The sequence below is a fragment of the Bacillus bruguierae genome (assembly GCF_037104725.1).
In the GTDB taxonomy this organism is placed as follows: Bacteria; Bacillota; Bacilli; order Bacillales; family Bacillaceae_G; genus Bacillus_A; species Bacillus_A bruguierae.
Genome location: NZ_JBAWSX010000002.1, coordinates 112,554 through 136,980 on the forward strand (window position 1 = coordinate 112,554; position 24,427 = coordinate 136,980).

General features: G+C 35.0%; 30 protein-coding genes. 13 read left to right on the top strand and 17 right to left on the bottom strand.

Annotation, left to right across the window (positions count from 1 at the left end; genetic code table 11):
* The first annotated feature begins 14 nt into the window (after positions 1–14).
* From WAZ07_RS04710 to WAZ07_RS04720, 3 genes are all read left to right on the top strand, one after another.
* Positions 15–917: an ABC transporter ATP-binding protein gene (locus WAZ07_RS04710; RefSeq protein ID WP_336471521.1), complete on the top strand. Its 903-nt coding sequence runs from the start codon at positions 15–17 to the stop codon at positions 915–917.
* Positions 917–1,693, top strand: coding sequence for an ABC transporter permease (locus WAZ07_RS04715; RefSeq protein ID WP_336471522.1), 777 nt, complete (start codon positions 917–919; stop codon positions 1,691–1,693). Before WAZ07_RS04710 ends, WAZ07_RS04715 begins: the two co-directional genes overlap by 1 nt.
* A gap of 135 nt (positions 1,694–1,828) precedes the next feature.
* Positions 1,829–2,854 carry a type II CAAX endopeptidase family protein gene (locus tag WAZ07_RS04720; RefSeq protein ID WP_336471803.1) on the top strand — a complete coding sequence of 342 codons (1,026 nt, stop codon included), beginning with the start codon at positions 1,829–1,831 and terminating at the stop codon, positions 2,852–2,854.
* Positions 2,855–2,878: 24 nt separating this feature from the next.
* Here the strand turns inward: WAZ07_RS04720 and WAZ07_RS04725 are convergent, their stop codons facing one another.
* Entirely contained in the window at positions 2,879–3,061 is a 183-nt protein-coding gene (locus tag WAZ07_RS04725; RefSeq protein WP_090915328.1) for a DUF3913 family protein, read from the bottom strand.
* 302 nt (positions 3,062–3,363) lie between these two features.
* Here WAZ07_RS04725 and WAZ07_RS04730 point away from each other — a divergent pair, with 302 nt between their 5' ends.
* On the top strand, positions 3,364–3,762 hold the full coding sequence (locus WAZ07_RS04730; RefSeq protein WP_336471523.1) for an SseB family protein: 399 nt from the start codon (positions 3,364–3,366) through the stop codon (positions 3,760–3,762).
* Positions 3,763–4,236: 474 nt separating this feature from the next.
* Here WAZ07_RS04730 and WAZ07_RS04735 read toward each other — a convergent pair whose 3' ends face one another.
* Positions 4,237–5,139, bottom strand: a complete 903-nt coding sequence (locus WAZ07_RS04735) for a S66 peptidase family protein (RefSeq protein ID WP_336471524.1) — start codon at positions 5,137–5,139, stop codon at positions 4,237–4,239.
* Positions 5,140–5,249: 110 nt separating this feature from the next.
* Between WAZ07_RS04735 and WAZ07_RS04740 the strand changes: the two genes are divergently transcribed.
* On the top strand, positions 5,250–6,335 hold the full coding sequence (locus WAZ07_RS04740) for an NAD(P)H-dependent flavin oxidoreductase (protein WP_336471525.1): 1,086 nt from the start codon (positions 5,250–5,252) through the stop codon (positions 6,333–6,335).
* Positions 6,336–6,367: 32 nt separating this feature from the next.
* On the opposite strand, the gene dltD is transcribed toward WAZ07_RS04740, so the two are convergent.
* From dltD to WAZ07_RS04765, 5 genes are all read right to left on the bottom strand, one after another.
* Complete coding sequence (gene dltD / locus WAZ07_RS04745; RefSeq protein ID WP_336471526.1) at positions 6,368–7,543, bottom strand: D-alanyl-lipoteichoic acid biosynthesis protein DltD; 1,176 nt, start codon at positions 7,541–7,543, stop codon at positions 6,368–6,370.
* Entirely contained in the window at positions 7,540–7,779 is a 240-nt protein-coding gene (gene dltC, locus WAZ07_RS04750) for a D-alanine--poly(phosphoribitol) ligase subunit DltC (RefSeq protein WP_336471527.1), read from the bottom strand. The genes dltD and dltC overlap by 4 nt, the downstream gene beginning before the upstream one ends.
* Positions 7,780–7,850: 71 nt before the next feature.
* A complete protein-coding gene (gene dltB / locus WAZ07_RS04755; RefSeq protein ID WP_336471528.1) occupies positions 7,851–9,029 on the bottom strand; it encodes a D-alanyl-lipoteichoic acid biosynthesis protein DltB in 1,179 nt (392 codons plus the stop codon).
* Positions 9,026–10,540 (bottom strand): D-alanine--poly(phosphoribitol) ligase subunit DltA, encoded by a 1,515-nt coding sequence (dltA, locus tag WAZ07_RS04760; RefSeq protein WP_336471529.1) that lies wholly within the window; start codon positions 10,538–10,540, stop codon positions 9,026–9,028. The genes dltB and dltA overlap by 4 nt, the downstream gene beginning before the upstream one ends.
* Before the next feature lie 12 nt (positions 10,541–10,552).
* The gene (locus tag WAZ07_RS04765; protein ID WP_090915341.1) at positions 10,553–10,699 is read right to left on the bottom strand and encodes a teichoic acid D-Ala incorporation-associated protein DltX; all 147 of its coding nucleotides are present in this window, start codon (positions 10,697–10,699) and stop codon (positions 10,553–10,555) included.
* Between the two features lie 321 nt (positions 10,700–11,020).
* On the opposite strand from WAZ07_RS04765, the gene WAZ07_RS04770 reads away from it, so the two are divergent.
* Complete coding sequence (locus WAZ07_RS04770; protein ID WP_336471530.1) at positions 11,021–12,199, top strand: M20 metallopeptidase family protein; 1,179 nt, start codon at positions 11,021–11,023, stop codon at positions 12,197–12,199.
* A gap of 347 nt (positions 12,200–12,546) precedes the next feature.
* Entirely contained in the window at positions 12,547–12,993 is a 447-nt protein-coding gene (locus WAZ07_RS04775; RefSeq protein ID WP_336471531.1) for a flavodoxin, read from the top strand.
* Between the two features lie 74 nt (positions 12,994–13,067).
* On the opposite strand, the gene WAZ07_RS04780 is transcribed toward WAZ07_RS04775, so the two are convergent.
* The 5 genes from WAZ07_RS04780 to WAZ07_RS04800 form a co-directional block, all read right to left on the bottom strand.
* Positions 13,068–13,976: a phosphotransferase family protein gene (locus WAZ07_RS04780; RefSeq protein ID WP_336471532.1), complete on the bottom strand. Its 909-nt coding sequence runs from the start codon at positions 13,974–13,976 to the stop codon at positions 13,068–13,070.
* Between the two features lie 292 nt (positions 13,977–14,268).
* The gene (locus WAZ07_RS04785) at positions 14,269–14,418 is read right to left on the bottom strand and encodes a hypothetical protein (RefSeq protein WP_090915349.1); all 150 of its coding nucleotides are present in this window, start codon (positions 14,416–14,418) and stop codon (positions 14,269–14,271) included.
* Between the two features lie 18 nt (positions 14,419–14,436).
* Entirely contained in the window at positions 14,437–14,613 is a 177-nt protein-coding gene (locus WAZ07_RS04790; RefSeq protein WP_090915351.1) for a 2-isopropylmalate synthase, read from the bottom strand.
* Between the two features lie 309 nt (positions 14,614–14,922).
* A complete protein-coding gene (locus WAZ07_RS04795; RefSeq protein WP_336471533.1) occupies positions 14,923–15,393 on the bottom strand; it encodes a L,D-transpeptidase in 471 nt (156 codons plus the stop codon).
* Positions 15,394–15,583: 190 nt separating this feature from the next.
* Positions 15,584–16,942, bottom strand: coding sequence for an MATE family efflux transporter (locus WAZ07_RS04800; RefSeq protein WP_336471534.1), 1,359 nt, complete (start codon positions 16,940–16,942; stop codon positions 15,584–15,586).
* Positions 16,943–17,124: 182 nt separating this feature from the next.
* On the opposite strand from WAZ07_RS04800, the gene bacA reads away from it, so the two are divergent.
* Positions 17,125–17,916 carry an undecaprenyl-diphosphate phosphatase gene (gene bacA, locus WAZ07_RS04805; RefSeq protein WP_090915356.1) on the top strand — a complete coding sequence of 264 codons (792 nt, stop codon included), beginning with the start codon at positions 17,125–17,127 and terminating at the stop codon, positions 17,914–17,916.
* 26 nt (positions 17,917–17,942) lie between these two features.
* Here the strand turns inward: bacA and WAZ07_RS04810 are convergent, their stop codons facing one another.
* A complete protein-coding gene (locus WAZ07_RS04810; RefSeq protein WP_336471535.1) occupies positions 17,943–18,506 on the bottom strand; it encodes a thioredoxin family protein in 564 nt (187 codons plus the stop codon).
* A gap of 64 nt (positions 18,507–18,570) precedes the next feature.
* Entirely contained in the window at positions 18,571–19,011 is a 441-nt protein-coding gene (locus tag WAZ07_RS04815) for a YrvL family regulatory protein (protein ID WP_336471536.1), read from the bottom strand.
* Positions 19,012–19,392: 381 nt separating this feature from the next.
* Between WAZ07_RS04815 and WAZ07_RS04820 the strand changes: the two genes are divergently transcribed.
* From WAZ07_RS04820 to WAZ07_RS04830, 3 genes are all read left to right on the top strand, one after another.
* The gene (locus WAZ07_RS04820) at positions 19,393–19,812 is read left to right on the top strand and encodes a MarR family winged helix-turn-helix transcriptional regulator (protein ID WP_336471537.1); all 420 of its coding nucleotides are present in this window, start codon (positions 19,393–19,395) and stop codon (positions 19,810–19,812) included.
* Positions 19,813–19,954: 142 nt separating this feature from the next.
* Positions 19,955–20,110, top strand: coding sequence for an imidazoleglycerol-phosphate dehydratase (locus tag WAZ07_RS04825; RefSeq protein ID WP_336471538.1), 156 nt, complete (start codon positions 19,955–19,957; stop codon positions 20,108–20,110).
* A gap of 618 nt (positions 20,111–20,728) precedes the next feature.
* Complete coding sequence (locus tag WAZ07_RS04830; RefSeq protein ID WP_336471539.1) at positions 20,729–22,072, top strand: TrkH family potassium uptake protein; 1,344 nt, start codon at positions 20,729–20,731, stop codon at positions 22,070–22,072.
* A gap of 86 nt (positions 22,073–22,158) precedes the next feature.
* Here WAZ07_RS04830 and WAZ07_RS04835 read toward each other — a convergent pair whose 3' ends face one another.
* Entirely contained in the window at positions 22,159–22,524 is a 366-nt protein-coding gene (locus tag WAZ07_RS04835; RefSeq protein WP_336471540.1) for an imidazole glycerol phosphate synthase, read from the bottom strand.
* 212 nt (positions 22,525–22,736) lie between these two features.
* Here WAZ07_RS04835 and ytfJ point away from each other — a divergent pair, with 212 nt between their 5' ends.
* Both ytfJ and WAZ07_RS04845 read left to right on the top strand, forming a co-directional pair.
* Complete coding sequence (ytfJ, locus tag WAZ07_RS04840) at positions 22,737–23,111, top strand: GerW family sporulation protein (RefSeq protein WP_336471541.1); 375 nt, start codon at positions 22,737–22,739, stop codon at positions 23,109–23,111.
* Positions 23,112–23,238: 127 nt separating this feature from the next.
* On the top strand, positions 23,239–23,328 hold the full coding sequence (locus WAZ07_RS04845) for a hypothetical protein (protein WP_020063024.1): 90 nt from the start codon (positions 23,239–23,241) through the stop codon (positions 23,326–23,328).
* Positions 23,329–23,773: 445 nt separating this feature from the next.
* Here WAZ07_RS04845 and WAZ07_RS04850 read toward each other — a convergent pair whose 3' ends face one another.
* Together WAZ07_RS04850 and WAZ07_RS04855 are read right to left on the bottom strand one after the other, a co-directional pair.
* Entirely contained in the window at positions 23,774–24,016 is a 243-nt protein-coding gene (locus WAZ07_RS04850; protein ID WP_139207656.1) for a YkuS family protein, read from the bottom strand.
* Between the two features lie 98 nt (positions 24,017–24,114).
* Positions 24,115–24,369, bottom strand: a complete 255-nt coding sequence (locus WAZ07_RS04855; protein WP_336471542.1) for a DUF3911 family protein — start codon at positions 24,367–24,369, stop codon at positions 24,115–24,117.
* Between the last annotated feature and the right edge of the window lie 58 nt (positions 24,370–24,427).

Here is a 24,427-nt window from a genome sequence, read left to right on the forward strand (position 1 = left end):
AGGAGGAATAGGCATTGGGAAATGTAGTAGTGAAATTAGAAAATGTTCATAAAAAAATAGGCAGTGCTGAAATTATTCGTGGTCTTTCGTTTGAAGTACAGGAAGGGGAAGTGTACGGTTTCCTTGGACCAAACGGGAGCGGGAAGACGACGACAATTCGGATGATGACAGGGCTGATTTCAGTAACAGAAGGCGATATTACAATTTGTAGTCACAGTATACGTACTAAGCGTGAGAAAGCATTAGAGTATATTGGAGCGATTGTAGAGAACCCTGAACTATATGAATATATGACAGGAATGCAAAATTTAAAGCACTTTGCGAATATGGCAGTAACATCGATCTCTATAGAAAGAATTGCTGAAATTGTAAAGCTTGTTGAATTAGAATATGCGATTCATAAAAAGGTAAAAACATATTCTCTTGGTATGAAACAACGATTAGGGATTGCACAAGCGCTATTACATAATCCCAAAATCTTAATTTTAGATGAGCCGACAAATGGTTTAGATCCAGCAGGAATTCGTCAAATTCGCGATTACTTACAGCGTTTAGCAAAAGAAGAAAACATTGCAGTCATTGTATCAAGCCACTTATTAAGTGAGATAGAGCTAATGTGTGATCGTGTCGTTATTATTCAGAATGGACAATTTGTGCAAGAGTACAGTTTACATGAGCAGGTAAAAGGAGACGGGAAAATTACGGTAGCGTTTGAAGTGGATCAAGTAGAGAAAGCGAATGAACTGCTAAAAGGAACCGTACAAGAAAAGAAAATTATTGTGTCTGTTATAAAAGAGGAAATTCCGCAGCTTGTGAAAAATTTAGTGTATGCTGATGTTCTTGTGTACAGTGTAACAGTTCAAAATAAATCATTAGAAGATGAATTCTTAGCAGTTACAGGGGGAGTGAAAGCATAATGATGAAATTAATCCAAAATGAATTTTTAAAGTTACATGCGAAAAAGAGTATGTATATTTTGTTAGTCGTGCTAGCAGTATTAGAAATAGCAGAAGCAGTTATTCTCAAAAAATGGGCCCCACCTGAATTGAAAATCGAAGGATTTATGATGTTCGCGGAGCAAAATATCGGTATGATTGCTACATTTGCAACAATCTTTGGAATTACGCTAGCTTCCCGCACAATTACAGAGGAATTTCAAAAAGGAACAATTAAACAATTATTAATTCGACCAAGAAAACGAGTTATGATATTATTTTCAAAGTATATTACAGTTCTCTTAGCTATATTATTGGTATGTATTGTTTCTTTACTTACAGCCATGTTAATTGGTCTTATTGCATTTGGCGGGGACACCGGAATGATAACTTTTGCAATTTTATTAAAACGTTTTGCGTATAACATTTTACCGATATTGTTTTATCCAACAGTTGCATTTTTACTAGCTAATATTTTTAGAAAATCAGTTTTACCATTAGTTATTACGCTATTTTTCTTTTTCCTAGAGTCAATGTTAAAAATGCTAATATTTCAATTTGGCCAAGGTATAGCAAAATATGTTGTAATGTTCCACTTGAATTTAAATATGTATGATAGTAATGAGTTGCTGAGTCAGGGGGCCAAACCAATATTTTCAGAGTTTAGCTTTACAACTTCCTTGTTATTTGTGTTAGCTCATTTTGCTGTTTTACTTGTTGCTTCTAGTGCATTGTTCCAAAAACGAGATGTTTTATAAAAAATAAATCCTCGCTTAAGCGGGGATTTATTTTGGGGAGTTGTAGGGTTATACAGAGCTAAGTTGATAAATAAAGGAAGAAATTACAGCATATTGATACTATAATATAAATATATCATGTTGGAGGTGTTTTCTATTAATCTTGCATTTTCACGAATTCGGCTTCGAAGTTTTTTTGGATGGATGATTTTAGGCACATTCATTGCATATGTTCCATTAGGGATGATAGGTGGTGAAAGTACTTCAGTCGAATTTTTATCAGACACTTTAGTTTTCTTTATTTTTCCATTACTTTGGTTGTTTTATAAGATGAAAAAACATAATGCAGTATTTACAAGCTTTTTTGATAAACCATCATCTATTCCATGGCAACTCATTTTAATGGCTACGGCTATGGGAATGATTTTTTCATTCGGTATATCTTTTATTCAATTTTACATATTAGCTCAGCTGATTCCTAACTTTCTTGTTGATTTGTTAAGTGGTGGAAATGCTATTGATATGAGTACTACTTTTACAAAGATTTTAAGTGTCATTTCAGCTTGTATATTTGCTCCAATTATGGAAGAAGTAATCTTTCGGGGCTTTTTCTTAAATCGAATGGCGTACAAGTGGGGTGTGAAACGTGCTATTATCGTTTCTTCACTTATTTTTGGATTCGGTCATGTTGATGTGATTGGTGCATTTTTATTTGGTGTTGTTATGTGCCTTTTATACATTAAGACGAAAAGCTTATGGACAAATATTATCGTGCACGCTTTAAATAATATTGTCGTTAGCATTATTCAATTTACCGATGGCAGCGCACAAGAACCAGTAAAAATTGCTGATTTGCAAGCGCAGAGCAATTTATGGGTTGGTCTTGCTATTATCATTATTAGTTTATTATGGCTTGTTCCCTTTATTCGTCGTAATTGGCGCACCGTAAAAGAAGTTGGACTGCCATCATTACGAATCATTCAAGAAGAAAAACAAGCTGATTTGATTGCACAGCAAGCTATATATAGTCAAGTGGTATTCACAGAGCGCTACATGGCTGTTGAATTACCGGATGAAGCAGTTAATCATTTAGGTTTAGAAGAACGTGATTATGTAAAAGTGGAATTAGTTAATGATACAGTTGTGATTAAAAAAGCAGATGAAAGAGAAAAGCTCTCCTAAAGAAAAATGGAGAGCCTTTTTTCTTTAAGAAATAAGAATTTCAACATGAAAGTTATTACCGTTTTTTATATATTTAATGTCTGTTACAGTGCGTATTTTCTTTAAAATTTCTACTTTCTCGCCAATTCGCGGAATAGTTGGAACATTATCCCAAATACCAAGCAAATCGTCCGTGGTTTTTGTTTTTTCATAAAACCAAATTTTCACTGTGGTACTCCTTTCTTATTTTTGTATTTTAATACATAATAAAACATTTTTATGCCTTTTGTAAGAGGTTTTTACGTGTTTTTTGAATAAAATTAACAAAAAAATGTATTCAGGAAAGACATGTTCAATATCAGTTGGTAATGCCGTTTCTGATGAGACAATGTGAGAAACCGTTGCCCAATGTTTCAATTACAGACAGAAATATCATTGTTGATGTTATAGTAAAAAATAATTTTATAGAAAAAAATGAGAATATTTTGTATAATTACATTACAATAATTTTGAAAGCAGGGTGGCGGCTTATGGCACATATTCCAATAAAAAAACTAGAAATATTATTAGCATTAGCTGATGAAGATAAAAACAAGCAAAAAGAATTTTATGAAACGTTATTAACAACATACGTTTATGTTGCAGGAACAGTTGATATAAAAGAAGGAGATCCACAAGGAACAGTGCATTTACGCTATTTTCAGGGGGAAGGAAGATGGATTTTACCATTTTTTACACAGCTTGAATTTTTACAAGCCGTACTGCCTGAAGATGTACCTGTCATTACGATTCGTGGAAAAGAGTTATTTGATAGCATTGATGCGGAAGCAACAGCAGTCTTAAATATTGGCACAGATCTTGATAAAACATTTACACCTCCAGAAATTGCTGATATTTCTTCAGGAAGAATTTTTAATTACTATCAATAAGGTGCCGTTACCATTTTCCCTATGGGTCATATAGTATAGTAGCTTGACCAAGAAGGGGATGGTAGAGATGGGAAAGAATAATAACTCAAATAAAAATAACAGTAAGAATAACAATAAAAATAATAAAAACAATAGTAATAACAAGAAGAATAAGAAAAAATAAATGTATAGACAAAAGAGAAGCATATCGCTTCTCTTTTGTCTATAACTCTAACAGATGAAGTGAAACTTCTATCAGTATTTGTTCATTCCACAATGAAGGTCATTTGAAAGAATTGGGTGGTTCATGCGAGATAATAAATCCCTGATATGCAGAATACACCAGGACCTTCACCTGTGTTCTCCCTTTGTTTTAAACTTTGCGAAAAGGCAGTGACCGTTTCTATGAGCGCTGAGGCATAACTATTGTAAAAGTTAGCTTGTTTGAACTAATTGTAAATATAAGAAGAAATCGTGCTCTATATTATAAGCGAATCAGTGGATACCGGAATAAATGGAAAGTGTTTTTTGTCTTCCATTTATTGTAGCAGGGACACCTAGAGGAAATCCTATATTTGGTTGTATATGACCAATTGGTAAGTCATACAAAAGTGGAATATTATAAGAGACAATGTAATCATATAGAATTTCAGAAATAGATAAAGATGATTTTGAAGATGTACAGTTGTGACAACTTGTAAAGATAACGCCGGCACATTGTTCAAACTTCTTTCCTAAGCGTAGTTGATTTAACATACGATCAACGCGATAAGGCTCTTCTCCAATTTCCTCCAATAATAATAACTTATCTTTTGTATCAATTTCGTACGGTGTACCTAGTGTACTTGTAATTACAGCTAAGTTTCCTCCGACAAGAGGAGCGGTGATGCAACAATTGACGGAATGAAAAAATGCTGCTGCTTTGAGAATAATAGAGTATGGATGAAAAAGTTGTTTGAATGAGGAAAAAGAGAGAGTATCAAGTCCCTTGCCAACTTCCTCCATCATAGGACCATGAAAAGTAACGAGCCTTGCAAATTGCCCAAAAGCGATGTGTAAAGCTGTAATATCGCTATAGCCCCAGAAAATTTTCGGATTATCTCGAATGAGTTCGTAGTTAATAGAAGGTAGAAGGCGACCAGTCCCATATCCCCCCCTCGCACAAAAAATACCCTTTACATATGGATTTGTAAAAGCCTCGTGTAGGTCATGAAGACGAACGGTATCATCTCCAGCTAAATAGCCTCGTTTTTCTTGTACACTCCTTCCGATGATAACGAATAAGCCCATCTCTTCGAACTTTTGTTTTGCTTGAAGAATGTGCTCTATAGATGGCGGACCTGCTGGAGCGATGATCATAACGGTATCTCCGTATTGTAACGGTTCAGGGTACTGCATCAAATTCCCTCCTTTCTTACACTATATTCATTTCATGTGTCTTCAATAATTGAGGAAAGAAGGAAATAGTTTTGGTGGGCAAGAATTTATAAGAGAAAGGAGAGAAAAAAATGTTTTATAGTCGAGTATGTGAAAAGCTACAAATTACATATCCTATTATTCAAGCCGGGATGGCAGGAACAGTTGTAACACCAGAGTTAGTAGCTGCAGTGTCTAATAGCGGGGGATTAGGTACATTAGGTGCAGGATATATGAGCTCTGACCAAATTCGCTTCGCAGTACGTGCGATTCGACAGTTAACAGATAAACCGTTTGCGGTGAACTTGTTTATTACAAAAGAAATGCAAATGAATGAAAAACAAGTAGAAGAAGCACAACATTTACTACAACCTATTCGGGAACAATTGCAATTAGAAACAGTAAAGCAAACGGTACAGTTACCGGAGAGCTATAAAGAACAGCTGAAAGTTCTTATAGAGGAGAATGTACCTGTTTTTAGTTTTACTTTTGATACACCAAAACAGGAAGAAATAGAGTTGTTAAAAAGACAGGGGATAAAAATAATTGGTACGGCAACAAATGTGGCAGAAGGGAAAGTATTGGCACATTTAGGCGTAGATATTATTGTAGGACAAGGTAGTGAGGCAGGAGGGCATCGTGGAACGTTTCTAGGAAAAGAACAAGATTCTATGATTGGAACAACTGCACTGATTCCTCAGCTTGTTGACGCTATTCCTCACATTCCAATTGTTGCAGCAGGTGGAATTATGGATGGCCGTGGAGTAGTGGCAGCCTATGCACTCGGTGCAGAAGGAGTACAAATGGGCACAGCATTTTTAACTTGCTATGAAAGTGCAGCTCATAAGGCACATAAAGAAGCAATCATAAAGAGTACAGACCAAAGTACGACAATGACACGTGCATTTTCAGGTAAGTATGCAAGAGGAATTCAAAATGCTTTTATCGAACAATTGAAAAATAAAGAAGAGAAATTTCCTGCGTACCCAATTCAAAATGCATTAACAACAGAAATTCGCCAAGCAGCAGTAAAACAAAATAATGGTGAGTATATGTCACTTTGGGCAGGGCAAGCTTCACCTTTAGCACAAATAGAAGAGGCACAGCAAATTATAATACGAGTGATTAAAGAGACAAAGGAAACATTAACAAAATTACAAAGTACGATCTATAAGTAAAAAAGAACGCTTGAAAAATTCAAGCGTTCTTTTTAGTTATTTTTATAAAACTGTTGAAGTTCCTCGTCGACATATACCCAGCCTTTCCAACCTAAATGCATCGTATCTTTTAAGAAATACTTATCATATTCATGGCTTGAAAAGTCTGCAACTGGGAATCCAGCTTTGGCAATTTGTTCATTTATTTTTTTATAGTATACATCACGGCGTTCTTTCGGGAATCCAGCATAATCGTACCATGGACCATTAACGGGAACAGAAATAAATAATGGTTTTGCATGCGTTTGTTTTAAAATGTCTAAGACTAATTGGAAATCGTCATATTCTGGTGATTCATTGAATGATTCATTTGCTCGATAACCTTTTAGACGTTCTAATTTTTTCTTAATCCCTTTGTTATAGTATGGATCTTCAATGCCAAATGGATTTGTTTTAGATTCTATTTCACCAGTTTTTTCTGCTCGCTTACGAATTTCTTCCCAAGCAAGCGATTTTAATTCAGGATCTAAATGTGTTTTTTGCGGTTTAATATCAAATATTGATGCAACCATGTCTTTGCGGTCTAAAATATTACGATATACGTATGCAAATGGTTTTGCAGCCGCCGCTTTCATATTATGGTTTGTATCGTCATACACAATTCCTTCTAAAGAAGTTTTTAAGAGTGTATCTTTTCGAACAATCTCATATTCTAATAAGCGCTCAGCAATTTGTTTTTTCATCTCAGGCTTTAAGTCATTGTTAAAGATAAGATGGTACGCTTGTTGCGACGAAAAGTTTGGTGCAAAATGCACTTCATCTAAACCTTGTTTTACAAACCATTGTGGTGAAAGGACAAAGACAATTTTGCGATTTTCTAACTGATCCATTGAGGAAGCTAGACTTAATACATGAGTAAGACTTTGTGTTCCACCGCGACCGATAAGAAACGGTGTAAATTCTTGATCTTTTACTTTAAAGTAGTTCGATGGATGGTACACATCCAATCGAGAAAATTCCGATGAACCATACATCGGAAGGTATTTTGGATTGTCTAGCATCTTTTGTTGCAGTGCAATGCCTTGAAACATTTCTTTCTTTAAAGATGTTGCGGCATCGTCGACCTTTTGCTCCCCGATAAGTGGTAAAAGGAAGCGTGGTGGAATAAATAACACCACGCAAAAAAGAGCAAATGCTAGAAGCATCGGGCCAAACGTTGGTTTTTTCATCGCATATCTTCCAGTTTCTTAATAATCATGTTTGGTGTTGCCCACTCGTCGCGATCAAAGTCAGAAATAGACACTTCAATGCCTAAACGTTCTTGGAATTCTACTAATAACGATACTGTACCGAAAGAATCAAGAACTCCTTCTTCAAATAATTGTACATCTGTATTTTCCTTAACGATGTCATTTTCACATACTTCCTCTAAAATATCTAATACTTGATCTTTAAATTCAGCCATTTTATATTCTCCTTTATATCCAAAAGTTTATTATGAGTAACTGTTTAACGGTTTAACACGAAAAGCAGTTATTAACCAAAAAATCTGTTTAAATTGTTTAAATGTCCTGAGAAAATTAAGAAACCAAAACAAACAAAGTGGAACGTAATTACAATAGCAAGGACGTGTGTCAGCTTGTTGTTTGGCCAAAACTTATGTTTTTTATTTTGACGTTCAAAAATATCAAACAAGATAAACAAAGCAGCATGATATAGGCCATACACAATATATTGATAAATATGCTGGCCAGTAATATGCCAAATTCCCATAATGAAAAAGTTTAAAAATGCGCCGATATAGGAAATCGTATATCGGTTTTTTATAATCTTTTTCTTTGTCGCAAAAAAGACGAATCGCATATAAATGAAGTCGCGGAACCAGAACGACAAGCTCATGTGCCAGCGATTCCAGAAATCTTTAATGTTGCGACTTAAAAATGGTTTGTTAAAGTTTTCTGGTGTTTTAATGCCCATCAAGTAACTTACACCGATAACAAATGCGCTATAGCCTGCAAAGTCGAAGAACAAATAGAAACTATACGCGTACATATAAGTTAAAACGGATGCAAATGTATCTTGTTTTATGAACGGTATATCTAACAAATATTTGCTAATTAAATAAGCGATAATAAATTTATAGAGAAAACCTTGGAAAATCCGGTTTAAGCCTGTATGTAACATCATTTTGTATTCATCAGCGCTCGGTGGTTTCTCTATATCTTTTTGGAACCGTCGATAACGATCAATCGGTCCTGATGAAATCGCTGGGAAGAACAACACGAACTCCCAAAACTTAAAGAATGATACTTCTTTAATCAGACCGTCACGAATTTCAAAAACCATTTGTGTAGCTCTAAACGTTACAAATGATATTCCAAGAAAAAAAACGAGTTTTAAATCTGGAATGAACGGTGCGATCTTTGCAAGAATCAACGGTAAAATTGATAACGTAATGGCTATATAAAACGTGCTTGTTTTATTATCACGCTTTCTTAATGTTAAGTATCCTCGAATCAGGATATATTGCCAAATGACAAATGCTGCTAGTGCAATCGCTTGTTTAGGTTTATCGGAAAAGATAATCGCTAGTATAATAAGCGTTGCAACAGCATTGTATTTGCGGAGCATTTTACCTTTTAATCCGGCAACAATTGTTGGGAGAAGTAAAATAGCTACAATAGCGAAAAAATAAAATGATCCATATGGGGTCATGCTGTAACCTCACTCAATAATTTTTTACGATCTACTTTTCCATTTGGTGTCATTGGAATAGAAGATTGATACATGAATTTTCGTGGAATCATGTAATTCGGTAATCGTTCATTGAGTTCTTTTTTAATCGCAGATGTTAATTTGAATTCTTTTTCAAAAGAATGTTCACCTGGAACAACAACTGCTAATAAGTAGTCGTATTTTTCACCTTTTTTAATTGGAAGTACAACAGCAGATTCCACATATGAACAAGAACGAAGGTGATGTTCAATTTCTTCTAATTCCATACGATAACCATGTAGCTTAATTTGGAAATCGAGACGACCGTTATAGAAAAGAAGACCATTTTCTAAATAACCAGCGTCACCTGTTTTATAAGCACGTTCGCCGTCAATAACAGTGAACGCTTTTTCTGTTAATTCAGGGCTTCCTAAGTATCCAACACTTACACTTGGACCAACAATGATGATTTCACCCTTCTCACCATCAGCTGCAACTGTGCCATCTTCTTTCATAATGATGATACGGCAATCTGATTTGCAGTAACCGACTGGAAGAGATTGATATTTCTCCACTACTTCATTTGTTACATGAATACCAGTCACCGCAACAGTTGCTTCTGTTGGTCCATATGTATTCATAATCGTAGCTTTTGGGAAACGCTCTAGCAGTTTTTTTGCAACATCATTAGATAATACTTCACCACAGAATAAGAATGTCTTCATATTTGGAAGCATACCTTCTGAGAAAGATGGCTCCATTAAACACATTTCTGCAAAGGATGGTGTAGATGTCCAAACTTGTACATCTGATTGTTCTAAAGAAGCAAATAAATCCTTTGGACGTGCAATCATATCTTTATCAATTGCCCATAGTGTACCACCAGTTACTAATGATGGATAAATGTCCATAACAGATAAGTCAAACGAGAAAGGCGCCTGGTTTAAGAAGACTTGTCCTGTTTGTAAATTGAAGTCTTCAACCGCCCATTTTGTAAAGCTTACAAGACAGTTATACGTAATTTGTACACCTTTTGGATTTCCCGTACTACCCGATGTGTAAATGATGTAGAAGTTGTCTTCATCATTTACTGCATGTTCAGGATTTGGGATATTTCCTTTATGAGTATGAAGAATATCTTCTAATTTGTTTCCATCAATAATGTGAACTGGTAAATCAGCTATTGTAACATCAGTTGGAGATAACAGCAGCTTTGCACCAGAACTTTCCGCAATGCGCAATACACGATCAGCAGGAATTGATACGTCTACTGGAATATATGCGTGACCAGCTTTGACACACCCTAGGAAACAGATGATCATTTCTGGTTGCATATGTCCGTATACCATAATTGGTGATTGATCATCTTCATATTGAGAAGAAATCCAATGTGCTAATGCATCAGAGTCTTCTTTTAATTGTTTGTACGTAATTTTCGCATCTCGCCAAACGAAGGCGTTTTGGTCAGGCGTTTCAAGCGCCCACTTTTCAATCTGTTCTAATAACTTCATAACGCTCCCACCCTAAAATTCATTGTAAATAAATGTACTTGTATTTGTATCTTGGAATCCATACAACCATAGTAAAGCAAATAAAATCGCAAGGTAGTAACAAGTTTTTGCAATCCATTGCGTGAGTGGTTGAGACCATATTTCTTTTAATGTTTTCATGTCTGTCCCTCTCTATAGAAATAGTATCCGTATGTAAGTATCATAACCTACATCGCTTTGAAAAACACAAAAATTCCACATTTTAGGTAAATGCAAGACGGAAAGGCTCTTTTCTGATAGTAGCACTAAATGTTAAAAAAGAAAATCCCTAACTTAACAATTATATTACATTCCAGATTAAATTGTAATTCCTTTGCAATGGAAAGAGACAAGAATATGTTACTTCTAACTAAGATAGTACATAAACTGTTATTAAACAAGTGAATACGGTTATTAATGATGGAATAAGATTGTTAGAAATAGAATAGGGAGTTGAAGCGGATGAAAACATCTCAAGTAGATTGGTTATGTTATCTTTCTGAAGAAAATATTCGAAAGTGGCGACGCTATTTGCATCAGCACCCTGAGTTGTCATTTCAGGAAAAGCATACATCGCAGTTTATATATGATACATTACATTCTTTTTCGTATTTTGACTTAACGAGGCCAACAGCATGTAGTGTAATGGCAAAGCGAAAAGGAAAAGGTCCTGGTAAGACTATTGCAATCCGAGCAGATATAGATGCACTTCCAATTCAAGAACAGACAATGAAGCCGTATGCATCAATTGTACCAGGAGTTATGCATGCTTGTGGTCATGATGCACATACCGCAATTTTACTAGGTGTAGCAGAAGCTTTAGCAAAATATGATGGTGACTGGGGGGGAGAAATTCGTCTTTTGTTTCAACACGCTGAAGAACAATACCCTGGTGGAGGACAAGAGATGGTCAGGGCAGGCGTTATGGACGGCGTAGATTATGTTATTGGTTTGCATGTAATGTCAGGACTAGATAGTGGGCAAATAGGAATTTCCTATGGACCGATGATGGCAGCACCTGATGTATTTACAATTGAAATTAAAGGAAGAGGAGGACATGCTGCTCATCCAAAGCAAACAGTGGATCCTATTGTAATTGGCGCACAAATTATTACAAATTTACAGCATCTTGTCTCAAGACGGACTGATGCATTTGAACAACGGGTGGTATCGGTTACGCAATTTCACGCTGGAACAGCCGATAATATTATTCCTGAGACAGCAACGATTGTAGGAACGGTGCGTTGCTTTGAGAATAGCTTAAGGCAAGAGTCTGAAGGGGTTATTGAACAAATTGTAAAAGGAATTACAGCGGCACATGATGCAACGTACGCATATACGTATCGGTATGGATATAATCCGGTCATAAATGATTTGTATGTGACAAAAATAGTAGAAGATAGTGCGATTAAATTGTTTGGAAAAGAAAGTATTACCTCACTTTCACCTTCTATGGGGGGAGAGGATTTTTCTGCATATTTACAAAAGTCTCCAGGTTGTTTTGTAAAGCTAGGAACAGGGAATGGAAATAAAGAAACATGTTATCCGCATCATCATCCTAAGTTTGATGTAGATGAAACAGCATTAATTCGCGGTGCACAATTATTCTTGCAAACTGCAATGAAACTATTGAAAGATTAAAGTAAATGGAAGTTTCACTTTATCCCGTATTAATGAGCAGTAATATTCCCAACTACTGAGGAAAGTTTCACTTTATATTCTAGGATAAAAAAAGAGCAACTGCGATATTCGCAGTTGCTTCTATTTCTTTCCGTTAGAGAGGGTTAAGAAAGAACTATGCTCATTTATAATATATGCATGTCTCCCGGACAAGCTTGTATCTTTTCATTAATTTTTAAAAAAAATATTGACTTTGATAATTATTATCAATTAATCTAGTGGTGTTGTAAATGATAATAATTATCAATATCATTTTTGTGTAAGAGCACTAAACATATATAAGATACATAATAAAGGGAGAGAGTTTAATGAGTAAGTTAGTAATGATTTTTGCAAGTATGAGTGGAAATACAGAGGAAATGGCAGATTATATTGCCGGGGCAATTCGCGAGGAGGAAAAAGAAATTGAAGTAATCGATATAATGTCATCACTAGATGCGTCTATTTTAGAAGAGTATGATGGAATTGTACTAGGTGCATACACGTGGGGAGATGGTGATTTACCGGATGATTTCTTAGATTTCTATGATGAAATGGATAAAGTGGATTTAACAGGGAAAATAGCAGCAGTGTTTGGTTCTTGTGATTCTGCATATCCGAAATACGGGGCAGCTGTTGATATTTTAATTGAAAAATTACAAGAACGCGGAGCTAAAGTTGTACTTGAAGGATTAAAAGTGGAATTAACGCCAGAAGATGAAGATGTTGAAGCATGCCTTCGTTTTGGGAAAGAGTTTGTACATCATCTTTCTTAATGGTGAGAGCGCAATGAAGAGCATGTGTAGGAGAATATCAAATATGAAATAAAAAGGTGCAACAAAGCACCTTTTTATTTGTTGAAAATATGTAACAATCGTTGTTTATTTGTTTCAATTATTTTTTCATTATTTGTTTCGAAACCATATACAAGGTCATGGAGTATAGGACTATATTGATAAAAGGAGATAATTCGCTCAAAAAATGTTGCATCCTTATTATTCGTTAAAGCAGTATATTTGTTGTACACTTCTAATGTAAAGTCATGCCCATAGTCAGCGTATAATCCAGCAAAATCAAACGCGGGATCGCCAATTTGTGCATCTCCTATATCAATGATGCCGGCAATTTGCTTTTTGTCAGGATGAAATAGAATATGGTTATGTGTTAAGTCGGCATGAATAACGGTTTGTAAGGAAGAGTTTATATATAGTTGCTCTACAAATATTTGAAATATTGTATGCAATCGATTAGTTTCTTCTATTGTAAATGTGGTAAACAGATAATCTCTTAGTTTTATATGTAATTCCTTCCAATATTTAATAGTTTTCTCAACTTGAAAGCCCCATTCTTTTGCAAGTGTAGTAGGAACTGTATGTAAAGCAGCAAGAAATGATGCAAGTTGCGCGGCAATGTGCGCTTTTTCATTGATTGAGAGATTATGTAAATAAGATGGTTTGAATGGTTTGCCATGAATCATTTTATAGTAACTGCAAACAGGAATTGAATCTTCTTCGTTTTCGTATAGAATATGATAGTTCGGTACTTCTATCTGCCCAGCTTGCAGTATAGGAAGTAGTACTTCGTATAATTGTTTTTCACGAGGGATTTTTTTCGCATATTCAATTTTTCTAGGAAATCGAAATAACCAATCATCGTTTACGATAATAGCGACATTATCCCAGCCGCTTTCATCTTGATGAAAGGAGTGAATAGGTAAATCGGGGAGTGTTTTTTGAATGTAGTGCGTATAGTTTATCATTTTTTTGCCTCTTTCGTTAAATAATCATACAAAAGAAAATCCCTAAATTAGGGACTTCTTTTGCTATTCTATATAAATGCATTTTGGTTTTTCGACATGCAAGTTTCTGCTATGTAGAACACAACATGACTTGAACTCGCTTTCTCCTTTTGTTTTAAACCTTGCATGTGGTAGAAAAAGGCCCTGACCGTTTCTATGCATGGCCAGATGCTCACGTCATCCCTAAAAAGAAAGTGGTTTTTATGTCGACTTTCAATTCGATTTATATACATTTTATGATGGGAGTTTCGCTTTATAAATTCTCGTTTTGTTGACCAATCTCCTTTTTACTCAAATCAAGATTTGCATTTTCAATAGCCCTATGTTTGTTCAAAGAATCTCCGGCGTAGCCCTTTTGTGTTTTTAAAACTCTTTTGCTTGAATTTGCTGAGTTGTTATTCATATATATTCCTCCTGTCCTTTATCTAAAATATACGAAGGTAATAAGTAATAGTAGTACAGCTGCAAACACGACAATTCCTACTAAAAACGCCATGTTCGAATAACGAGAGGGGGGATGTACATCTTGACGATAACTAGGTGAAATTTCCGGTGCAAACTCTTCTTGATGAGATTGTTGTTCTTCTGTTTCGTCCATTGTTGCAACTCCTTTCACTGTATTGATAGGTTACGCGCTATAAGAAAGAAATATACACTTAGTATGCTAAGCATTGAATGAGAACTTATACATATAAAGTGAAACTTTAATCAGTGGGGGTATTACTGCCCACGAATAGCGGAATAAATTAAAAAATAAGGAAAATCATGATGAAGAAGGGGAAAGTCTGAAAAGAGAAGGGAATCTATGTTTAAATATCCCTTTATAACGAATTAATGATGTTCTTGCAAAAGAAGAAAAAGTTCTTTATTAAGAACTTTTTCTTCAAAAAAAGAATTATGTTGTGTTTTATTTGTTTGTGACGATTACATTTGTATTGACAGGAACGCGGTCAAATAACCAGTGTACATCATCATTATACATGCGAATACAACCAAGTGTTGTCCATTTTCCAATAGCATTTGCGTTATTGGTTCCATGGATGGCATATGTTGTTCCTTTTGTTCCATTTACATCTAGACCGAGCCAACGATCGCCTAATGGATTACGTGGATCACCGCCAGGAATGTGTCTTTTATAGTATGGTCGATTCTTAATTTTGTTGACAATCGTGTACTTTCCTAAAGGTGTTTTTGTACTGCTTTTGCCGGTAGCAACTGTAAACTCTTTAATAAGTTTACCCTTTTCATAATATGCCATCTTATTTGTCGCGACATTGACGACTAGCAAATGATCTTGCTGATTTGTCTCTGCGTTGACCGCTTTGATAGGAAGCATAGAAGAAAAGAATAATAGTAGTGCGATCATAATTTTCCTCATATTCAATTAATCTCCTTTGTATATATATCCAAATCTATTATAGCTTTCTTTTATAAGGAATCCTATCCTTTTTTTTAAATATTACAGATTATCATAAATGTACTCAAAAAATGAATGAATTCAAAAAGTAGAGAGACGAAAAAGAAGGAGGTGTTCTTTTGGTATTTTTCAGATGTTAAAAAGCCGCTATTTAGCGGCTTTTTACTGCAATATATTTTTTCTGTACTTGCAATAGACGAGCGAGTAAAAAGATTGCCCCGAAAGCCAATCCTAAAATGAGTCCAATCCAATATCCTTTTGCAGCCAAAGGTGTATAGGTTGCAAGGATATAACCGAGCGGCAGACCTATGACCCAATAGGCAACGAGCGTCATAATAAGAGCTACATTTACATCTTTATAACCGCGAAGTGCACCTTGTACTGGTGTGGCAATGGCATCAGAAAATTGGAATAAAATCGCAAGCACTAGAAATTGTTTCGTTAAGTCGTGTACAACAGGGTTATTTGTATAAATAGAAGCGATATTTTCATCAAATACAAATAGTAAGAGCGAATAAACAAATGCAAAAGCTAGTGCCAATCCAATACCTATAAAGCCATAGTGCTTGGCATCTTTATACCTGGATGCACCGACTTCAAATCCAACAGAAATGGTCATTGCCATAGATAGGCTGAGTGGTGTCATATATAAAAGAGACGCAAAATTTATTGCAGACTGGTGAGCAGCAATGGTTGTTGTATTAAAATTACTCATTAATAACGTAACAGCAGCAAAAATACTTGTTTCAAAAAAGATAGCAAATCCAATAGGTATCCCGAGTTTTAATAATTCCTTCCAGCTAGATATAGAGAGGCGATAGAAACATTGAAAGACACCATAGGAAGAGAACGGTTCTTTCGTACGAACAATGATAATCGTGATCAGTAAAATACACCAATATGTGGTTGTTGAGGCGATCGCAGCTCCAACACCTCCGAGTTTAGGAAAACCGAAATGACCAAAAATGAGCACATAGTTCAAAATGATATTAATCGGTAAAGATAGTAAAGTGATAATCATTGTTGTCCGTGTTTTTCCTAAGGCGTCAATAAAACCGCGAAGTACGGTATAGACGAACAGTGGAATGATACCAAATGCGATAATGTTTAAAAATTGACTAGCAATCTGTGCTACTTGTGGTTCTAAATGCATGGCATGTAAAATAGGTGAAACTGCAAAAAAACCAATTAGTATAACGATAAAGCTGACAAAAATCGCTAAATATACAGCTTGTGTCACAACGTGAGACACTTTTTCTTTTTGTTTGGAACCGACAAGATGAGCGACAATCGGAGTGGTCGCTATTAAAATACCTGTTAATCCTGTACTAATTGGAATCCAGATACTTGTTCCAATTGCAACGCCAGCTAAATCAGTAGCACTCGCATGGCCTGACATCGTAGTATCAAAAAAACTCATGGAAAATAATGATATTTGTGTAACGAATATGGGGAAAAATAATAAGACAAATTGTTTTATTTTTTGTGAAATTGATGTAGTTTCTTTCATATATACTCCTTTCTGAAATACAAACAAACCGCTTTAATCATACTATTGAATAAGAATTTAGAAAAGTAATGTGTATCCATGTATTGAGAGTGAATTTGAAAAAAACGATGCGTGTTTTGTAAAGATGAGGTATTATGATAAAGTGTGAATGAAGCATTATAAGGTATTAAGGAGGCACGAATGTGGCTGATTGGTTAATTGGATTAATCATGGGTGCTGTTGAAGGATTGACGGAGTTTTTACCTGTATCATCAACAGGACATATGATTCTAACAGGGCATTTAATTGGATTTGAAGGAGATAAAGCAAAAACATTTGAAGTTGTTGTGCAATTAGGGTCCATTTTAGCGGTTGTTGTTGTATTTTGGAAACGATTATGGTCATTAGTTGGAATTGGACGAGTAAAACAAGGGCCATCATTAAACTTATTACATATTATTATCGGAATGATTCCAGCAGGTTTACTTGGTTTTTTATTTCATAGCAAAATCAAGGAGATTTTATTCGGGACAGGACCGGTTGTTATTAGTTTAGTTGCTGGTGGTATTTTAATGATTATCGCTGAGAAGTTTTCAAAACCAAGCACAGCAAAAACATTGGACGAGATTACATATAAACAAGCATTCACAATTGGGATGTTTCAATGTTTAGCGCTATGGCCAGGATTTTCACGTTCTGGGTCTACGATTAGTGGTGGGTTATTAGCTCGTGTATCTCATACAGCAGCTGCTGAATATACATTTATTCTTGCGGTACCAATGATGATTGCGGCAACAGGTCTTGATTTAATTAAGAGTTGGAGTGAATTAAGTGCAGCAGATCTTCCGTTATTTGCGAGCGGATTTATTACTGCATTTGTAGTTGCGATGTTAGCGATTGTTTCATTCTTAAAATTATTATCACGTGTGAAATTAACACCATTTGCATATTATCGTTTCATTCTTGCTGCGGTGTTTTATTTCTTTGTTTTATAATGAAAAAACTGCCATTTGGCAGTTTTTTATTTTTCTATTTTTTCTATTTTTTCTATTATATTTTCCATGACGTGTTCCCAAATTGATGTGTCAGAAGCTAATGTTTTACGGAATTCTGCATACATATTTTGCTGTTTTTCTTCGAACCCTGGATCTTCCTTATTAGGAAGTGTTGCACGCATAGAGGTAACTAACTCTTGTACTTTTGGTGCTCGAGGTCCCCATACTGCCTTTTCATTCCCATCTTGATCTGTAAAAATAAAAATTGGAATTGCACGTGCTGTCCCATTTGTTAAATATTGATCCATCAACTCTAAATGATCATCGCGAATGAGTAAGCTCATCTTAATGCCAGCAACTTCACAAATACGCTTCATAATTGGTACGCAAAGAAGGGCATCACCGCACCAATCTGCGGTTAAAACGATAACCTTTAAGTTGTCATTTTGACGTGCCTCTAAAGTTGGAAGAAGTTCATTTGGAATTAAGAAGTTATTGTAAATGTGTAGTAATTCGTATTGGTTTACTTTCATATTATTTACATATGTATCAAAGGACATTCCTTTTTCAAACCATTGGCGTAATGTCATGTAGTACACTCCTTTCTATATTTTCTCATATTGTATCAAGTTTTTTTGTAGAAAGCTTGTAATATTACTTTTTCTTTTTATCAGTAATCCATATTTTATCGAGTATAAAAAAGAACAACACAATTAATAATTCTGCTGTATTAGAAATATTAACATCATTCATCCATTCATCTGCGATATGAAATGTAATCCAATCAAAAGAAATTTGTAAAATAGCAAGAAGGAGAAAAGAGAGCCATGTTGGCATGCTGTTTAATGTGGAACTAAAAAATAATGTACATAACTTAATTCCAAAACTACCAAAGAGGTCTAAAACAGTAACTAATATAAAAAAGAGAAGAAGAGCTGTTCGAGATGTATATTCGACTCCGGTAAGATGAAAGACGCCAACAGAGACAAAAAAGATAAAAGCAAATGCGAGTAAAATAAGTAGGCCGATACTACTAATTACAATTATTTTTTCTTTTATATTTAAATTTGAAAACCGTTCTTCCTGTTCTTTCATTTAAAACCTCCTAATTTTTAGGGATGATTAACTTTTGGTTTATTGTACCATTTTTTAGGGGAATTGAGTATGCTTTCAACGTTGGAAAGTTCGTATCAAACAGGTGTATGCCGCTCGTTAAGGAGCACTTTTTGTTTATGTGGAGATTTTACTGCCGAATAGCGGGATAAAATGAAAACAGGGTGCTTCTAGGCACCCTGTTTTCGCGCTGATTAAATGTACAGCATGTTTTAAAAGCAACCTTTATCATCTATTTCCAAACGATGAAGAAAAGATACATGAATTTCCAAATAAAAGGGATGACAAAATGAAAAAAGTACGTTAATATAGTTCATAATATTTTTATTTAACTATATTAAATACATAGAGGTGCTGTATAAAATGGTTAACAATCGCGAGTTGCTGATTGAGAATTTGTCGACAAATTTTTTTGCTATGTTTCGTACAATCCGTAATGATATGAACAAAATTTTTGAGGATTATATTCCGTGGAATGAATTTCTCGTGTTACGTATTTTAAATCGAAACCAAAAGGAAATGGTTTCCCGCGTTGCGAATGAATTGAATGTATCGAATAGTCATATTACGGCTGTTGCAGAAAAATTAATAAAAAAAGGACTTGTAACGCGTTCGCGTAGTACGTCAGATCGCCGTGTCGTCTATTTGGAGATTATTGATAAAGGAAAAGAGTTAGTAGCTGAGATGGAAAAACAGAACAAGCTGTATTTGAAAGAACGATTTTCTGCTTTATCTGAAGAGGAAATGACGGTTATGATCGCTATTTCGCATAAATTAATTTAGGATAAATCATTTTATGTATTTTACAGTATTTTACATTGGGGAATCGTTAAAGCCTTCGCAACTCAGCGAAGGCTTTTCATGTGTATTTTGAATGAAACGAAGCATACTAACAATATTATGATAAAGAAGGGAAGGAAGTTGTATGACAAATCGTAATGGTAGTATAGGGAGTGGGAATCAAGGGGCACCTAAAGCCGGACAATATCAACAGGAATTTGGTACAGAGTTTATTGCTGGTGATGATAATAAAGGAAAAGAATATCGTTCGAAAAAAGGAAGCAAATCAAGGAAGGAGTGAAGTATATTCACTTCTTCTTTTCTATATAAATACAAATTAAAAAATCGACAGAAAACCCTCTTTCTTTTGAGGTGGACGAGAACATCTGGCCGTGCATAGAAACGGTCAGGGCCTTTTCCTGCCACATGCGAGGTTTAAAACAAAGGGAGCATGTGAGTAGCGGTCATGTTGTATTCTGCATAGCAGCGACTTATATGTTAAAAATTTAAAATAGATTTATATATCAGGAGGGAATATAAGTAGTGAGATAAAAAAAAGCCATCTTTGTATTTCAAGATGGCTTAGGAAGGGGGACAATTTATGTCAATTTAAGTTAGGGACAGAAAGCTGTTCGAGACATTGGGGATGTCTCATTATTAGGGAGGAACAGCTTCGATATTTATACTATAAAAGACTGATGTGAATTCAATGTGAACTTGGAGTGAAGGAATTAGGAATTTTCTATTTTTTATCCCGTAAAAGCCCAATTGGGCGGGCTAACCATCATTGGGGAATGAAAAAAGACCCAAATGATGGAAGTTTCACTTTATATGGAAATAAATGTTGAAATTCATAAGAAAAAAGATTATGCTCAACTATGTTACATATTATGGAGGGCGGATTAAGGGAGTTAGTGCTATGAAAATAATAGAAAAACGAGACTTAAATGATCGTTTTATACGATTGAGTCCACCACAAATTTTAGCAATTGGCTTTTTTGCTTTGATTATGGTTGGGGGACTATTATTGAAATTACCAATTTCAACAAAAACGTCAATTAGCTGGGTAGATGCTTTTTTTACAGCGACATCAGCTGCGACTGTAACTGGATTAGGTGTAGTGGATGTAAATAGTACCTTTACAATATTTGGGCAAGTTGTCATTATGTTTCTTATACAAACTGGTGGTTTAGGTTTAATGACAATTGCTATTTTAATAGTTTGGGTGTTAGGTAAAAAAATAGGGCTGCGTCATCGCCTTCTTATTGGAGAAGCATTAAATCAAACGAACATTGGTGGGCTTGTAAAATTAGTAAAACGGGTGTTTTTCTTCTCAATTTGTATTGAATTAGTGGGTGTTGTATTTTTATCTATTCGCTTTGTTCCAGAATTCGGATTCGGAAAAGGAATATATTACAGCTTGTTTCATGTCGTGGCTGCTTATAATAATGCCGGATTTGCTTTATGGCCAGATAATTTAACGAGATATGTTGGAGATCCTATTATTAATATTGGTATTTGTTCGTTAATTGTAACAGGTGGTTTAGGTTTTACCGTACTTATTGATATATGGTATAGCCGCAGTTTTCGAAAACTAGTATTGCATTCAAAAATCATGATTATTGGTACGATTGTGTTAATTGTGGCTGCAATGCTTATTATATTTGTATTAGAATATAATAACGCAAAAACATTAGGTTCTTTATCATTAAGTGAGAAGTTGTGGGCATCGTTTTTCCAAGCAATTACGCCGCGTACAGCTGGATTTAATACAATTGATTACGGAAGTATGGGAGAGTCAACACTGTTCTTTACGATGGTGCTTATGTTTATTGGAGCAGGAAGTGTTTCGACTGGAGGCGGTATTAAGCTTACCACTTTTGTTATTTTAATTACATCTGTGCTTTCATTTTTCAAGAAAAAAGAAGACTTGGTTTTATTTCGTCGTACAATTAAAATGTCAACAGTGACGAGAGCTTTAGCGATTGTCATTGCCAGTCAATTTTTAATTTTTGTGGCAGTATTTGTACTGATGCTTACTGAAAACTTTAGTTTTATAGAAATTTTATTTGAAACAATTTCAGCATTTGGAACAGTTGGATTAACAATGGGTATTACAGCGAAATTATCAGTTTTTGGAAAGTGCGTGATTATGTTTGTTATGTTTTGCGGATTAATTGGACCGCTAACACTTGTATTTTCACTTGCTCGGCCAGCAAAACAAAAAATTCGCTATCCAGCTGAGGATGTATTTACAGGATAAGGTATCTTGCAAGAGGCAAGATACCTTTTATCATGTTCCATGATGAAAAATTGTCTGTAAGATTCTGATCGATGGAAGCTTCGCGTTTAAAAAAGAGAGAAAAATAAGCCGATAAGAGCCGCTCGGAATATTAATGCGACAATTGCCGCTAAACCGCCAACGATTGCAGCAATTCCACCTGTAACAGTAGCGCCGCGGTTATAGGCATAGATACCGAGTAGGACAGAAAGAAGTCCAAAGAGAATTGGAAAAGTGAATAAAGATAAGACGGCAAAAGCGAGTGCGATAAATCCAGTTGTTGAACCACCTGCGGCTTTTGTCGTTACTTGTTCTTTGTTATTGTAAGGCACACCGTTCGGTGCAATTTCAGCTGCATATTCTTCTTCAAAATGATCTTCGTTTTCTCTATAACGTTCTTCGTGTTTATCAGTCAATGTGATATCTCCTTTCATAAAGAGCTTCATGTTTAGTATGAGCTACTTTTGTTTTTTTATCCTATTATTCGCGGACAGTAAGCCGTGCTTTTAGCTCAAGTAACTTTTGGGAGAAGAATGTTCTACAAGGAATATTTGCTTTCGAAAATTATTAGGTTGTAAAAACTGGTATGTCTTTATCGTTTTTGGAAACGATAAAAAGGAATTAATAGGAAAAAGAGGTGGTTTCTATGACGCAACATCCAATTGAAAACTTAATGAAAACAGCAATGGCAAATTTAAAAGAAATGGTGGATGCTAATACGATTGTCGGAAAGCCTGTATCAACAGCAGATGGTAGTATTATTTTAACCGTTTCCAAAGTTGCCTTTGGTTTTGGGGCAGGCGGAAGTGATTTTAATGTGAATGGACAAAAAACAGAGGCTCAGAGCTTACATCCATTTGGAGGTGGAAGTGGTGCTGGGGTTTCCATTAATCCTGTTGCATTTTTAGTAGTTGGGGCAAAAGGGGTTCAAGTAATGCACTTACATAGTGGTACACACCTTGTAGAAAAAGCATTGGAAACAGTGCCTAATGCCGTGCAGAGATTGGTAAATAAGCTTTAATAGGACACTTGCATTTTAAGGAAATTATGATATAGTAGATGAAGTGTGCTTAAAAACGATACGAATATAAGGTGAATGAAAATATATAGATAATTATGATTTATGAAAGAACAAGGGAGAGGTATAAATGATTAACATCAAGAATTTTGTTGTCGGTTTATGTATGTTAGTGAGCGGATTTGTTGTGTACGTACTAAAGGAAAAAGCGCAGTTTTAGCAAACAGGCTCATTTGTTAGTCTGTTTTTATTTTGGAAAAAATGTTGACATTATTATGATGGTGAGATAAAATATATTTTCGTGTCTCGGTTACAGCTAGTATATATTGGTTATTCTTTACTTATACAAATCACTGGTTTGCTAAAGATCGGGTGATGATGCCAACAACTTTAGTGATCACGTATATGATGAATTGTATTTGTAAGTTGTATACACATACTAGTGTATCAGGAGCGGTCGTTGGAGCCGTAATGATGAAAGAGAGGTAGGGCTTTCATCCAGTATATGTTACTTTCCCGTTAGTTAAATATAGAAAAAAAGGCTACTTTTTAATAAATGGTAGCCTTTTTTAATGTGTTTCTGAAAGAAGTTCCCATCTTCGAGCATGTGATGGGATCGCAAAGTGAAGTTTTCGATAGAATTCCTTATTCATTAAAGTTTTACTTTATTGAATTCTACTTTCGACCTGTTGACAAATTTCATCGGTTGTTAATCCTCTTGCGTCAATAACAGATCCCTTTATCACAGCATTACTAATCCCCGCTACGTTAGAATCTTGACCGCTGATAACGCAGCAGTCACATCCTTGTACATCACTTTCAGATTGCAATGAGACTACGTCATGCCCCTTTTGCTGTAATGCTTGTTGTACGTTTGTTAAAGTATTTTCTACGCCAATTTTCGCCATGTTATTCACCTCCTGCCATCTAGTAATATGTTCCTTTTTCGGAAGAATATTCACTAATTAGCAGAAGAGTTCACACGTGTGGCAGGAGAAGAAATAAGCTAGTCGTTATAAACCCCCGTCAACATATCGCATACAAAACGATCGTTTTGCACATCTTGCATTATATAATCATTTGATTGTACATCAACAGAAGCAATAAACATCGGATTTTGTGTTGTTTTATTTTGCTCTGCATATGGAAGTAATTCTACATAATCTTCTAATTTACACAGTCCTTTTGTATTCATTAAATCAAATAATTGAAGCATTTCCATTACTTCTTGTCTGGTTCCTTTAATTTGTAAACATGCCATATGATTTAACCCCCTCGAATTTGTCAAAATGATTTTTGAAAATAGGATTATGAGTAAT